Annotated in this window: 12 protein-coding genes; 11 read left to right on the top strand and 1 reads right to left on the bottom strand. The window is 62.8% G+C overall.

Features of this window, described 5'->3' with window-relative positions:
• The first annotated feature begins 13 nt into the window (after window positions 1–13).
• The 10 genes from eccCa to I7X09_RS04335 all read left to right on the top strand — a co-directional run bounded on the left by eccCa (window position 14) and on the right by I7X09_RS04335 (window position 11052).
• Window positions 14–4057 carry a type VII secretion protein EccCa gene (gene eccCa, locus I7X09_RS04380; protein ID WP_234036796.1) on the top strand — a complete coding sequence of 1348 codons (4044 nt, stop codon included), beginning with the start codon at window positions 14–16 and terminating at the stop codon, window positions 4055–4057.
• A 53-nt stretch (window positions 4058–4110) separates the two neighbouring features.
• Window positions 4111–5553 (top strand): type VII secretion-associated protein, encoded by a 1443-nt coding sequence (locus I7X09_RS04375; protein WP_234036795.1) that lies wholly within the window; start codon window positions 4111–4113, stop codon window positions 5551–5553.
• A 183-nt stretch (window positions 5554–5736) separates the two neighbouring features.
• Window positions 5737–6042 (top strand): WXG100 family type VII secretion target, encoded by a 306-nt coding sequence (locus I7X09_RS04370; protein ID WP_095968907.1) that lies wholly within the window; start codon window positions 5737–5739, stop codon window positions 6040–6042.
• An 86-nt stretch (window positions 6043–6128) separates the two neighbouring features.
• Window positions 6129–6422 (top strand): WXG100 family type VII secretion target, encoded by a 294-nt coding sequence (locus I7X09_RS04365; RefSeq protein WP_200315766.1) that lies wholly within the window; start codon window positions 6129–6131, stop codon window positions 6420–6422.
• Window positions 6423–6711: 289 nt separating this feature from the next.
• Window positions 6712–7155, top strand: coding sequence for a 50S ribosomal protein L13 (gene rplM / locus I7X09_RS04360; RefSeq protein ID WP_003940842.1), 444 nt, complete (start codon window positions 6712–6714; stop codon window positions 7153–7155).
• A complete protein-coding gene (rpsI, locus tag I7X09_RS04355) occupies window positions 7152–7664 on the top strand; it encodes a 30S ribosomal protein S9 (protein WP_095968908.1) in 513 nt (170 codons plus the stop codon). The genes rplM and rpsI overlap by 4 nt, the downstream gene beginning before the upstream one ends.
• Window positions 7665–7818: 154 nt before the next feature.
• Window positions 7819–9156: a phosphoglucosamine mutase gene (gene glmM, locus I7X09_RS04350; RefSeq protein ID WP_200315764.1), complete on the top strand. Its 1338-nt coding sequence runs from the start codon at window positions 7819–7821 to the stop codon at window positions 9154–9156.
• Window positions 9157–9296: 140 nt separating this feature from the next.
• Window positions 9297–9602 (top strand): hypothetical protein, encoded by a 306-nt coding sequence (locus tag I7X09_RS04345; RefSeq protein ID WP_200315762.1) that lies wholly within the window; start codon window positions 9297–9299, stop codon window positions 9600–9602.
• Window positions 9599–10747 carry a hypothetical protein gene (locus I7X09_RS04340; RefSeq protein WP_200315760.1) on the top strand — a complete coding sequence of 383 codons (1149 nt, stop codon included), beginning with the start codon at window positions 9599–9601 and terminating at the stop codon, window positions 10745–10747. The genes I7X09_RS04345 and I7X09_RS04340 overlap by 4 nt, the downstream gene beginning before the upstream one ends.
• Window positions 10744–11052 carry a hypothetical protein gene (locus I7X09_RS04335; RefSeq protein WP_200315758.1) on the top strand — a complete coding sequence of 103 codons (309 nt, stop codon included), beginning with the start codon at window positions 10744–10746 and terminating at the stop codon, window positions 11050–11052. Before I7X09_RS04340 ends, I7X09_RS04335 begins: the two co-directional genes overlap by 4 nt.
• Here I7X09_RS04335 and I7X09_RS04330 read toward each other — a convergent pair.
• The gene (locus I7X09_RS04330; protein WP_095968912.1) at window positions 11013–11852 is read right to left on the bottom strand and encodes a poly(ethylene terephthalate) hydrolase family protein; all 840 of its coding nucleotides are present in this window, start codon (window positions 11850–11852) and stop codon (window positions 11013–11015) included. The genes I7X09_RS04335 and I7X09_RS04330 overlap by 40 nt on opposite strands.
• A gap of 112 nt (window positions 11853–11964) precedes the next feature.
• On the opposite strand from I7X09_RS04330, the gene glmS reads away from it, so the two are divergent.
• Window positions 11965–13827 (top strand): glutamine--fructose-6-phosphate transaminase (isomerizing), encoded by a 1863-nt coding sequence (gene glmS / locus I7X09_RS04325; protein ID WP_200315756.1) that lies wholly within the window; start codon window positions 11965–11967, stop codon window positions 13825–13827.
• The last annotated feature ends 53 nt before the right edge of the window (window positions 13828–13880 follow it).

Raw genomic sequence — 13880 nt, 5'->3', positions numbered from 1 at the left:
CGGGACGAGGCGCATGTCGGCAACAGTTGCAGCACCGATGGGGGTGGGTGAATTGAGCACTGTCAGATTTGCGCGTCGAGCGCGCCGTGAATCGCCGCGCACACCGGGCGGCGAGGTGACGCTTCAGGCCCCACCGGAGATTCCTCGCGTCACGCCGGGAAACCTACTGACCAAACTACTTCCGGTGATCATGGTGGTTGCCATGATCGGCATGGTGGCGCTGATGTTCTCTTCCGGCATGGCGCGCAATCCGATGTCTCTCCTGTTTCCGGTCATGATGATGGTGTCGATGCTCGGGATGCTCGCCGGGGGCGGTCGTAGCGGTGGAGCACGGGCGTCCGAAGCGAACGAGGACCGCAAGGACTACCTGCGGTACCTGGATCAGATGCGCAGCGATGTTGCTGCGACGTCTGGTGCGCAGCGTGCTGCACTGCAATGGAGCAACCCCGAGCCGTCGTTGCTCTGGACGTTGGTCGGAACTGTGCGGATGTGGGAACGTCAGATCACCGACTCGGACTACTGCCACGTTCGGGTCGGTCTGGGTACACAGCGATTGGCCACCAGACTCGTATCTCCGGAGACCGGGCCGGTCGAGGATCTCGAACCCGTCGCCGCTGTCTCGCTTCGGCGATTCGTTCGTGCGCATTCGGTTGTCAAGGATCTGCCGACAGCCGTCTCGCTTCGCGGATTTGCTGCGATGTCCATCGAGGGGCAGAGAGATTCCGCTCGTGCGCTTGTCCGCTCGATGTTGATGCAGCTGTGCACTTTCCACGGTCCGGACACGGTCCAAGTTGCGGTGGTGTGCGGTCCCGATACCGAATCCGAGTGGGAGTGGGTCAAGTGGCTCCCACACGTGCAACATCCGGAGTCTCAGGACGGCGCCGGCACTTCACGTATGGTGTTCGGTTCGTACCTCGAGTTCGAGAGTTCCCTCGGTGAATCGCTTTCGATGCGTGCTCGGTTCGCCCGCAACACTCCAGCGAGTGCGGGCGTTCCGCATCTCGTGTTGGTCGTGGACGGTGGCTTGCTCGAAGGTGACACCGGCCTGTTGTCCGAATCCGGGCTCGACTCGGTGACCGTCCTCGACCTGTGCGGGTTCTGCCCGCGCTTGGCGGCGGCGCGTGGTCTGCGACTGGTCGTCGGTAGCGAGCAGATCGGCGCGGTGAGCAGCGCAGGAGTCGAGAACTTTGCGACGCCTGACGCTGCGACGACGAGCCTGGCCCAGTCGTTCGGACGTCGCATCGCACCGTTCCGCGCGGCATCGCAGAACGCCGTGGACGCAGCCGACGACGACCGGTCCCTTCGGACTTGGAGCCAGATGTTGGGGATAGGAAATGTTGCGAGGTTCAATCCCGAGCACGGCTGGCTGCCACGTCAGGGGCGCGACCGACTCCGCGTGCCGATCGGTGTCGGACAAGACGGAAACCCCGTCGAACTGGATCTGAAAGAATCGGCCGAGAACGGTATGGGTCCGCACGGGCTGTGTATCGGAGCCACAGGTTCTGGCAAGTCGGAGTTCCTGCGAACCTTGGTGCTCGGCCTGATCGCGACCCATTCACCCAACGCACTGAACCTCGTCCTGATCGACTTCAAAGGTGGTGCAACCTTTCTCGGCCTCGAAGAGGCGCCGCACGTTGCTGCGATCATCACCAACCTTGCCGAGGAATTGGCGATGGTCGATCGTATGAAGGACGCGCTCGCCGGCGAAATGAATCGTCGACAAGAACTGCTGCGTGCGGCGGGAAACTTCGCAAACGTGTCCGATTACGAGAAGGCGAGGCTGGCCGGCGCTGCACTCGATCCGTTGCCTGCACTCTTCGTGGTTGTCGACGAGTTTTCCGAACTGCTCAGTCAACAGCCGGAATTTGCCGAATTGTTCGTGGCCATCGGGCGATTGGGGAGGTCACTTCACATCCACTTGTTGTTGGCCAGTCAGCGGCTCGACGAAGGAAAGCTTCGGGGGCTCGACAGCCATCTTTCGTATCGGGTCGGTTTGAAAACTTTCTCGGCGAACGAGTCTCGTTCCGTTCTCGGTGTTCCCGATGCTTATCACCTACCAGGCACGCCCGGTGCGGGATATCTGAAGTCCGATTCTGCTGAGATCGTTCGCTTCCAAGGTGCATACGTGTCAGGCCCGTTCGAGGGCGAGCGGATGGTGCCCACTCGATTCTCGGTCGATTCCCCCGTCGAACTCGCGCCGCTGCCCTTTACCGCGACGCCCGTGATCGGGCCGGAGGCTGTTGTCGGTCCCGTCGAGCCCGATGTCGTCGACATGGGTGAAATTGGTGACGATGCACGTACTCTCATGGGAGTCCTCGTCGACCGCATGCGCGGTCACGGTCCGCGCGCGCACGAGGTGTGGCTCCCGCCACTCGACGCATCTCCGACGCTTGACCAGTTGCTGCCGCGGTGGGCGGCCGGTGATCAACCTCGCGGAAATCTGAGCGCACCCTTCGGCATAGTCGACAGGCCGTTCGATCAGCGCCGCGATCTTCTCGTCGCCGATCTCAACGGATCGACGGGCAACCTTGCGATCGTCGGCGGCCCGCAGTCGGGAAAATCGACGGCGTTGCGCACATTGATCCTGTCTCTGAGCATGACGCACACGTCGGAACAGATTCAGTTCTACTGCCTCGACTTCGGCGGTGGAACGCTCCTCGGGTTGAAGGATCTGCCGCACGTCGGATCGGTGGCAAACCGCTTGGATTCCGACCGCGTCCGGCGCACGGTTGCCGAGGTACTCGGTGTGGTCGCGAAACGAGAGCGGCTGTTTCGTGACCTCGGCATCGACTCGATGGCCGATTTCCGAAGACTGCGAACAGTTGATCCCACCGGGGAAGGTGTGGCGGCGGGACTCCGAGATGACCCGTACGGTGACGTCTTCCTCGTCGTCGATGGTTGGCCCAGTGTTCGTTCGGATTTCGAATCGCTCGAGCCTCAGATCAACATGCTCGCCGGTCAAGGATTGTCCTTCGGTGTGCACGTGATCGTCACGACGTCGAGGTGGGCCGAGATCCGGCCGGCACTCAAGGACCAACTGGGTACTCGTATCGAACTTCGGTTGGGCGATCCGGGAGATTCGGATGCGGGTCGCCAGAAAGCCGGCCTGGTGCCGGAAGGTCGACCGGGTCGTGGCATCACACGCGACGGACTTCACCTTCTTACCGGACTACCTCGAATCGACGGTTTGCCAGGTAGTGAGAACTCCAGCGGGAGTGTGACGGCGACGGTCGAACGTATTGAGGCCATGTCGAATTCGCGTCCGGCACCGACCGTGCGGATGCTTCCGGATTCGTACTCGCGGGCAGAACTTCTCGAAGCTGTCGGGACCCGGTGGCCCTCACCGAGTGCGGCCGACGGTCGGTGCCTCACCGTGCCGATCGGCCTCGGTGAGACCGACCTCGCGCCGGTGTACATGGACTTCCGGGAACACCCGCACTTCTTGATATTCGGCGACACCGCGTGTGGCAAGACATCTCTTCTGCGCGCAATAGCGGAAGGGATCATCGCGTCGAACACACCGGCCCAGGCCAAGCTGATTATCGGTGACTATCGGCATTCCCTGCTGGGAGTGGTCGAAGGGAATCACCTCGGCGGGTACTCGGCGTCGTCGACGACCTTCGGAGAGTTGATGGTCGACTTGGCTCGGATCGTCGCCGCGAGGATGCCGAACGCCGAAACAACGCAGCAGCAATTGCGGGAACGATCGTGGTGGAGTGGGCCGGAGATTTATGTACTGATCGACGACTACGACCTTGTGGCTACACCGAGTGGAAATCCGGTGGCGCCGTTGCTCGAATACATTCCGCATTCCAAGGACATCGGTTTGCACCTGGTGATTGCCCGCCGTTCCGGTGGTGCGGCCAGAGCATTGTACGAGCCGGTGATCGCGAGAATTCGCGACATGGCACCGGCCGGATTGATCATGAGCGGGAGTCGTGACGAGGGAAATCTCGTCGGCACCGTCCGCGCGTCGACATTGCCGGAAGGTCGTGGGGTCTACGTTTCTCGCTCGCAAACCCAACTTGTCCAAGTTCCGTGGATGCCACCGCTGTGACCGTTCCGTCCTTGGTGTCAGTCTCGTTACATTGGGGTCCATCCAATATCTGGGTGGTATCGGGTCAACGCGAATTCTGTTGCAGTGCAGACCTCAGACGGGAAACGGCGTCGGGTCCCGGTACCGGTGAAAATGCGATCGATTTCGTCGACGACGACTACGTCGACGTAGATGGTCGGATTGTCCCGACGGTTTTGGAGCTGGCCAGGCTGATTTCCAGGGCGATGGACGGGTGCGGAATCGTCGATGTAGACATTCTCTATCTCAGTCATCCCTCGGATTGGGGTGCCCCACGCAGGCGGCGATTGCTCGATGCCGCACGGCGAGTGGCGCACGACGTCGTCCTCGTTCCGACGTCGGTCGCGGCGGCGAGGTCGGCTCACACAGCCTGGCGATCGCGGTGCGTCGTCCTCGAACTGCGTGGCGGAACGGTGGTCGCGTCTGTTGTCGGTGAGGTCGACGGCGAACTCCGAATCGACGGGGCACAAAGTTCGGCGATCGCAGACGTTGCGGGGTTGTTTTCCGCAATCGGGGACTTGTCGGTTCGGGACGCCGTGGTGCTGGTCGGGCCGCGCTCCCATGCCGTTGCGGCTTCGCTCGAACGTGGCTCGACGAATGTCCACGGCCACGCGAGCATTCGAATTCTGGACGAGAGTCGGGTGGCGTCGTCTCTGGTGGATCCTCAGACGCTCGTTCGCCAGACAACCGCGCGGGACAGTTCCGGTCGAATCGTCGACAATTCGGCTTTTGGCGCCGGGTGGGTAGGCGATTCGGATGGCGCGATGTCGATTACTTCCATGGACTCGACTGCCTCCTCACCGCGTCGAGTCGGCGGGAGGAACGGAGGCCGTCGATGGTTCGCTGCGGCGCTTGCGATGGTCGCCGTCGTCGCTGTGGTCGCGGCAACGGTTGTGGTGTTCACTCGCGATCGAAGCGATTCTCGGTCGGCAGGGTCGGTCGCAGCTACGGCGGAAGACGAAGTTGAGATCGCGGAGGCGTCGAAAGATCAGGGGAAGCCCGCACCGAAGACTTCGATTCCGTCGATCGAGCCCGATGTCACGCCGGAACTCAGGCGTGTGGACCTGGAAAGCGTTGCAGCAGAGTTGCCTTCCGATTGGAAGCTTCTGTCACCAGGGACTTCGAGCGGTCGTACCGATTTGATACCCAGTTCCGGCGAGGATCGCAAGATCGTGGTCATCGAGAAACGTCTTGCGGAAGGTGCGGGATTCGATTCCGTCGAAGCTGCTTTGCGTCAGCAGTTTTCGGCGTTCGAGGACCCGTTGCGGTTCGGAGAGTTTTCTGTGATCGACGATGCCGCAGGAAAACAGGCAGTGGTGTACGTCGAGTTTCCGGACGATTTCTCCGAGGTGCGTTGGCACGTGTACGTCGGCAACGGTCGGCAAGTGAGTATCGGCTGCCAGTATCTGGTCGGCGAGTGGGACAGTCTCGAAGCGGACTGTCTGCGGATGTGGCAGTCAATCGAATTCAAACCCTGATCGGATCGGTCGGTTCTGAAAATATTCTTCGGTCGGGCCGGAACCGTTGGCACGGAGATCGCGTCAAAGTATGTGTAGCGCACATCAGGGAGTTCCGCTCGGACCCCGGTGCACATTCGACGGGCAAGCCGTCGTGTGTGATCGCCGATACCGAACGGTACTCACCGAATCCAGGGGGACGACATGGGCTTTACCGCAACTACCGCTGAACTGATCGATTCGGCGGGGACCATCGACGGACATCTCGGTGACATCAGGGGACTGGTCAACGCTGTTCGGTCGGAGGCCGACGCTTCGCACAATTCGTGGAACGGCGCCGCACAGGTCGAATACGCAGGAATCATGGAGCGATACAACAGCGCGGCCCTGAAGTTGGACACTGCTCTGACCGACATCTGCGAGCAGATCAAACAGGCTGCTGGAACCTTCGACTCGACCGAAGACGACAACGTCAGCGCGCTTCGCGGCGCGACGGTGAACATGTCCTGACCGTGAGCGCTTCACCGTTCGATCAAGCAGTCCTCAGCCAGTAGTTCTCACAATTTCTCTCCAGTCACACCGAACCGGGAGCAGTTATGTCCGACAGGATCAAGTACGACTTCGGCGGCCTCGCAATGCTGTCCGACCAGATGAAACAGCAGGCCAAAGCGATCAACGACAAGCAGGGCGGCATCAAGGTTGTCGTAGACAAGCTGCAAGCAGGCTGGGAAGGGGCAGGCTCCGAAGCGTGGAACGACGCACAGCGCCGCTGGGCCCAGGCTTCCGAAGAACTGAACATGGTTCTCGCGCAGATCGCCGGAGCGACGGCGAGCGGCTCGGAGAAGATGCAGGAAGCTGATCGGATCGCCGCAAACGGGTTCGGTCGCTGACAGCATTCATGTCGTGATGACACCCCGCCTGCCCCGGTACCGTCAGGTTGCCGGGGCAGGCGCATGTCGATCGCTTACCCCCTGGTTTCGGACGAGGGCGTTGTCGACGGCGATGGCTGCGCTTTGACCTGGCAGCGGGTAGACCGGTATCGTCTATCGGTGGCGTGCCGTAGGGCTCCGGCAGAAATGCGTGGAGACCGGCGGTTCTCGGGTCTCAACTGGCCGCCGAGGATCGTTTACGCGATACGCACATGGTCAGCAGTGGAATGAATTAAGACGAGGAAGATCTGTGTCTACGTACACCCCGAAGGCCGGAGATGTGACCCACACGTGGCACGTCATCGACGCCACTGACGTGGTGCTCGGCCGTCTTGCCGTTCAGGCAGCGAACTTGCTGCGTGGCAAGCACAAGCCCACCTACGCGCCGCACATCGACGGTGGTGACTTCGTTGTCATCATCAACGCAGAGAAGGTTGCCATCAGCGGCAACAAGCTGCAGGGCAAGAACGTTTACCACCACTCCGGATTCCCGGGTGGCCTGAAGTCCCGCACTGTCGGTGAGGTCCTCGACAGGACTCCCGATCGTCTCGTCGAGAAGGCCATTGTCGGCATGCTCCCCAAGACGAAGCTCGGCCGCGCAATGAGCAGCAAGCTCAAGGTCTACGCGGGCCCGAATCACCCCCACACCGCGCAGCAGCCGGTGCCGTTCGAGATCAAGCAGGTCGCACAGTGACATCGCCGGAAGAGCAGAACGTGTCCGAAGAGAACATCGAAGCAGTGGAAGAGCTTGTCGCCGCTGACGCAGTCGAGGTCGTCGAAGAGGTTGCTGCAGCTACGCTCGCACCGATCGTCCTCGATCGCCCGGTCCAGACCGTCGGTCGCCGCAAGGAGGCTGTCGTTCGCGTCCGGATGGCTCCCGGCACCGGTCAGTTCAAGCTCAACGGCCGTACGTTGGAGGATTACTTCCCCAACAAGGTTCACCAGCAGCTGATCAAGGCTCCGCTGGTGCTTGTCGAGCGTCCCGAGTCTTTCGACATCATTGCACTGCTGCACGGTGGCGGCCCGTCCGGTCAGGCAGGCGCACTGCGTCTGGCTATCGCGCGCGCACTCATCGAGGTAACCCCTGATGATCGTCCGGCCCTCAAGCGTGCAGGCTTCCTGACGCGTGACGCCCGCGCGGTCGAGCGTAAGAAGTACGGCCTGAAGAAGGCCCGTAAGGCATCGCAGTACTCCAAGCGCTGATGCTTTGCCGAGGTTGACCCAACGGGTCTGCTTCGGCACCTGTTCACCACGAGAGCGGGCGTCCATCGTTACCGGACGCTCGCTCTTGTGTTTCTCGGAGAAATTCCATTCTCGAGTTCCATTCTCGAGGTTCACAGGATTCAGGAGTCGTTCTATGGGTCGGTTGTTCGGTACTGACGGTGTTCGTGGACTTGCCAATTCGGATCTGACTGCAGATCTCGCATTGAGATTGGCAGTGGCCGCGGCGAGCGTACTGACAGCCGACACCTCGGATGCACGCCCGACCGCCGTGATCGGCCGCGATCCTCGCGCCAGCGGTGAGATGCTTCAGGCTGCGGTGACGGCCGGGTTGAGTTCCGCAGGCGTCGACGTGCTCGACGTGGGTATTCTTCCGACTCCGGCAGTTGCCTACTTGACGGCAAAGCTCGACGCCAGTCTCGGTGTCATGATTTCGGCATCGCATAATCCCATGCCGGACAACGGAATCAAGATCTTCGCGGCCGGTGGACACAAGCTGGACGACGCCGTCGAGGTGGCGATCGAGGATGCGCTCGACGGCGCTGCAGCGCCTGTACTTCCGACCGGTGCCGGGATCGGCCGAGTCCGTACCGCCGACGACGCCTCTCAGTTGTACCTGGCACATCTGGCGAGCGCGGCTAGCGAGCCGCTTGCCGGACTCACCGTTGTCGTCGACTGCGCCAACGGCGCCGCTTCCGCGCTCGCACCGGCTGCCTACGCCGCAGCGGGCGCTCGCGTCATCGCGATCAGCGCCGATCCCGACGGCCTCAACATCAACGACGGTTGCGGATCGACGCACCTGGAGAATCTTCAGAAAGCCGTGGTCGATCACGGGGCGGATCTAGGGCTCGCACACGACGGCGACGCGGACCGCTGCCTGGCAGTCGACGAGACCGGAGCGGTGGTCGACGGAGACGCGATCATGGCTGTTCTGGCGATCGCGATGAATGAAGCCGGCGAATTGGTCGAGAACACTCTCGTCGCGACCGTCATGAGCAATCTCGGGTTGCACATCGCGATGCGGGAGGCCGGAATCAACGTCGTGACGGCGGCCGTAGGTGACCGCTATGTCTTGGAAGAACTGCGTGCGGGCGGGTACAGCCTCGGTGGAGAACAGTCAGGCCATGTCGTGTTGCCGGCGTTCGGTACCACAGGCGATGGAATTCTCACCGGTCTCCGTTTGCTCGGACGCATGGCTCGTACGCGCAAGTCGGCATCCGCATTGGCCGCAACGATGACCACCCTCCCGCAGGTGCTGATCAACGTCAAGGTCGGCGACAAGGCGACGGTGGCAGCGTCGCCGTCGGTACTTGCGGCAGTCGCGGACGCCGAGCGCGTTCTCGGTGACGGTGGTCGAGTGCTCCTGCGTCCGTCGGGGACAGAGCAACTGGTCCGCGTCATGGTCGAAGCAACCGAACTCCCGCTCGCGCAGAAGTTGGCCGACCAGTTGGCCGAGATCGTCGGTTCGGTGTAGCCCCACATCGCGAGTTCGCGTTGCCGAGAAAACGTAGACGCGTTCGCGTTTTCGAGGGAACGTAAATGCGCCCCGCTGCGTCCAAGGAGTCATAGGCCGCTCGACGTGCGAGTGGTTCCGCTCAAACTTGGGGGTCGCTCGTGGACGTCGACCGTGCTGGAACAGATGAATTGGCACGCCATGCGGTGTCGGCGGCTCAGGATCTGCGAGCTTCTGCGGAATCGATCAGGCATTTGCGATTCGGCGGTGGTGTTTCGGGCCGTGACTATGCCGAGCACGGAGTCGCGTTGGCTTCGGCATTGGCGGTCGTGAATTCTCGCTTGGTCGGGCGTGCCGATTTTCTCGAGATGCTGGGGCGCAGGCTTTCCTCCTCGACCGAGGCGGTCGTCGACGTGGACCGTGCGGGCGCGCAGCGGTTGCGCGGCTCCGGCGGGTCGACTTCGTGACCCCCAACAGCGTGACGCCTCACGCCGTGGCGAGCGGCTTTGGCTTCGTCGAAGATGTTCTTGCACTGCGTGATTCGCTCGTGCATCCCGACGAGATCCTGGATGCTGGTGCGAGAGGACTGCAGTTCTTCGGTCGATTTCACGACCTGGCCACTCAGTTGGGTTTCGAAGAACGACTGCTCACGTCCTACGAGGATTCGTATCGTGCAGAAGTGGGCATCGATTTGGAGGCACTGACGCGAGACGTGTCGGACTTGGCTGGGGCCGTGGATGGTTCGGTCGCGGAGATCACGATGCTGACGGCCCTGGCGGAGAACCTTCCAGCGGTGTGGAATGTTTCCGGAGTGGATGTGGTCGTAGATCAGGTCTTCGGGGCGAGGCGAGAAGCTCGGTCCGATGCAGATTCGGCGCCACTGTTGATCGCACTGGCTGACGAATTCGCGCGGACTGTTCGAACGGCGCTGGCCGACAAGGCTTTCAAGGTGGCCAGTCTCGACCGGGCGACGATCGGCGGTCTGGGCGTGGGGGAGATCGAGCAGCTGACCCGCGCCGCTTCCAGCGGTTGTGGTGCGGAGCAATGGCTGGAGACAGTTTTTCGTTCGGTGTATCTGGACGCTCGCGACGAATTCGACAGGGCGTGTACGCAGTGCGCGAGTGCAGTAGGTGATGCTTTCGACGTTGCGACGCAGTGGCTGACAGATGCGTTCCCGTCAAGCTTGCCGGTCGCGGAGCCGAGCGCTTCCTGTGCCGCGGCTTCGCCGTTCTCGTTTTCGATCGGCGGCAGCGTGTGGGGCTTCTCGATTACTCCCGACGGTCGCGGGGTGAGTCTCGAGGTCACCGGCGCTGACGGGAGCGCTGCGTCGGTCAGCGTGGAGTTGGACGAAAATGGTTGGCCGCGAATAGTATTCGATGCCGATCAGGAAACGCTGCAGGAACCGCCCCAGTCGGAGGTACTTCAGCCCGAGCTGCCGGTTGAAACCACCACCGAGGTATCCATCACTGAGGTTTCCGCCGCTGAGGTATTGCCGGCGCCGGGTCCGAAGATGGAGCCAGACGCGGAGCCGCCTGTCGCAGTGCCCGAGGAGTCGTCTGCCGTCCCCGCCGACGAGACGGGTGCCGAGTTGGCCGGCGCTGGTCCGCTGTGAAGTCCGTACACGCGCCGTTCGAAGCGATCCGGCGAACCCTCGATGCTCAACTCGACGATTTCCGTGAGCGCAGAGCAGTCGCGGGGACCGAGGAAGCGCGTCGGAGCCCACCGTCGCTGCGATTCGATACCGAAGTTGCCGCGAACGACACCGCTGACAGCGATCCTGACAGCTCCGTCGGAGTCGGCCCGTACCTGCGGTCCGCGTCCGAGCCGACGCCGACTGAGCCGAGCCCGCCGCCGATGACGGGGGCGAGCCCGGACCCCTACTTACGCAACAGCTGGCTGGCCCGCGCGTCGGAGTGAGGTTCGACAGGGAGCAACGGTGACGTGTGCGGAATCTCGACGTCGGGATCAGCGAAGTCCTTGTACTTCTTGTCTCCGGTCAGATGGAACAACAGGAAGCCCGTGAGCAGGCACCGTGTGGCGGCCTGTGTCTTACGCTCGGACCCACCGAGACCCAGAGCGCCGAGGAGTCGTCGGCCTTCGATCAGTCCGGCGTCCTGACCGTCGTTCACGGTACGTGCCACGACGGGTCCGCCCCACTCCACGCTCAGGGGGCGGGCATTGCTGGTCATGGAATCGACGTCGTCTTCGCCGGCGAGGATCAATCCGGGCGCTGTGATCTTCGACGCGTAGTTCTCCGCCTTGGGTGCCGTCGGGGCTGGGAACAGCGCGGCCACCGCACCGACATCCCCACGTTGAGCTGCCGCCAGCACTGCCGCGCCCGCGCCCATGCCGTGACCGGCAAAGGCGACCCGATCGGGTTGGACGCTGATCTGGCCGGGGCCGAGGCGTACGCCGACGCAGATGTCGAGAGTGGCCCGAAGATCTGCCGCCAATCCGAGATGTGACGGGACCGGACCGCGTTCGCTGTCGGGCGCCGCTGCGACGATTCCCCAGGAAGCGAGGTGCTGGAGTGTCTGCTCGTACTTGTGGGACCCGACCATCCACCCGTGCGCGAAGGCAACGGCGGGGAGATTGAAACCGGTTTCCGGCGTGTACACGACACCCGGCTGTCCGGCCAGGGCGAGGTTGCCGCGGAGAACTCGATGCGGGCCGCGCTTGGACAGCTCACGGGTCAGTGTCTTCAGTTTCGGTGCCACGGTTGAAGACGTTATCCGATGAGCCGCCTCGTGTATGCGGAGCGGACACTGCAACCAGGTGCGGGAACCGCAAAATGCGCCCACTGCCGATGTCCAAGTACCCTGAGTCACCATGTGCGGAATCGTGGGATACGTCGGCCACCGCCCAGCTCTGGGCGTTGTGGTGGAGGCTTTACGGCGAATGGAGTATCGCGGGTACGACTCGTCGGGAATCGCGATTCTCGACGGAACCGGTGGGGTCGAGATCGAGCGTAAGGCCGGTAAGTTGGCCAACCTCGAGGCGGAGCTCGGCGAGTACGGCGCGGATCACTTCGTCGGTACGTCCGGTATGGGCCATACCCGGTGGGCGACGCACGGGCGTCCGACGGATCGCAATGCACACCCGCATCGTGATGCGTCGGGCAAGCTGGCTGTCGTTCACAACGGAATCATCGAGAACTTCGCCCCGCTGCGAGCGGAGCTCGAGGCTGCAGGCGTCGAGCTTCAGAGCGACACGGATTCCGAGGTGGCAGTCCACCTGGTAGCCCGGGCGTACGTGCAGGGGCCGACGGCAGGCGACTTCATCGAGAGTGCCCTGTCGGTGGTTCGCCGGTTGGAAGGTGCGTTCACGCTCGTCTTCACGCACGCCGACCACGCGGACACGATCGTCGCCGCCCGTCGCTCGACGCCGCTCGTCGTCGGTGTCGGTGAGGGCGAGATGTTCCTCGGCTCCGACGTCGCCGCGTTCATCGAGCACACGCGCGATGCGGTTGAACTCGGACAGGATCAGGCAGTGGTGATCACTGCCGACAGCTACCGGATCTCGGACTTCGCGGGCAACGAGGCAGAAGGACGCCCGTTCCGCATCGACTGGGATCTCGCGGCCGCCGAAAAGGGTGGTCACGACTACTTCATGCTCAAGGAGATCGAAGAGCAGCCGACTGCGGTTGCCGACACCCTCCTCGGACACTTCGAGAACGGGAAGATCGTCCTCGACGAGCAGCGGTTGTCGGACCAGGAGCTGCGCGACGTCGACAAGGTGTTCGTCGTCGCCTGCGGTAGTGCTTACCATTCCGGTCTGTTGGCGAAGTACGCGATCGAGCATTGGACGCGTCTACCTGTCGAGGTCGAACTCGCCAGCGAATTCCGTTACCGCGACCCGGTTCTCGATCGTTCGACGCTCGTCGTCGCGATCTCGCAGTCGGGGGAGACGGCCGACACACTCGAAGCTGTCAAGCATGCCAAGGATCAGAAGGCACGGGTCCTCGCGATCTGCAACACCAACGGTGCGCAGATCCCTCGCGAGGCCGACGCCGTCCTCTACACCCGGGCAGGACCGGAAATCGCGGTCGCGTCCACCAAGGCGTTCCTTGCGCAGGTGACCGCGAACTACCTCGTCGGTTTGGCTTTGGCGCAGGCGCGCGGCACCAAATATCCGGACGAGGTTGCCCGCGAGTATGCCGACCTCGAAGCGATGCCCGCTTTGGTCAGCAAGGTACTCGAGACCGCAGAACCGGTGCGCGCGTTGGCACGCCAGTTCGCGCACGCGTCGACCGTGCTGTTTCTGGGTCGCCACGTCGGCTACCCGGTGGCGCTCGAGGGTGCGCTCAAGCTCAAGGAGCTTGCGTACATGCACGCCGAGGGCTTTGCCGCCGGTGAGCTCAAGCACGGCCCGATCGCCTTGATCGAGGAGGACCTTCCGGTCATCATCGTCATGCCGTCGCCGCAGGGCCGCGCTGTCCTGCACTCGAAGTTGGTGTCCAACATTCAGGAGATCAAAGCGCGCGGTGCGACGACGATCGTCATCGCGGAGGAAGGCGACACCGTCGCCGCGGCGCACGCGGATCACCTGATCGAGATTCCGGCATCACCTACCCTGCTGCAGCCGTTGCTGTCCACGGTTCCGTTGCAGATCTTTGCGGCCGAGGTTGCAGCCGCACGCGGCTACGACGTCGACAAGCCGCGTAACCTGGCGAAATCGGTTACGGTCGAATAGCTTTCGCAAGACAGCTCGGGCCCCGCAGTCGAAAGACTGCGGGGCCCGAGTGC

It is taken from the genome of Rhodococcus sp. P-2 (genome assembly GCF_016598535.1).
GTDB lineage: Bacteria > Actinomycetota > Actinomycetes > Mycobacteriales > Mycobacteriaceae > Rhodococcus_F > Rhodococcus_F baikonurensis.
This window is presented reverse-complemented; position numbering and strand designations above follow the sequence as displayed.

Excerpts from the sequence above, each read along its gene's own strand:
- eccCa (WP_234036796.1), top strand. The coding sequence starts at position 14 with ATGTCGGCAACAGTTGCAGCACCGATGGGGGTGGGTGAATTGAGCACT.
- I7X09_RS04370 (WP_095968907.1), top strand. The coding sequence starts at position 5,737 with ATGGGCTTTACCGCAACTACCGCTGAACTGATCGATTCGGCGGGGACC.
- I7X09_RS04365 (WP_200315766.1), top strand. The coding sequence starts at position 6,129 with ATGTCCGACAGGATCAAGTACGACTTCGGCGGCCTCGCAATGCTGTCC.
- glmM (WP_200315764.1), top strand. The coding sequence starts at position 7,819 with ATGGGTCGGTTGTTCGGTACTGACGGTGTTCGTGGACTTGCCAATTCG.
- glmS (WP_200315756.1), top strand. The coding sequence starts at position 11,965 with ATGTGCGGAATCGTGGGATACGTCGGCCACCGCCCAGCTCTGGGCGTT.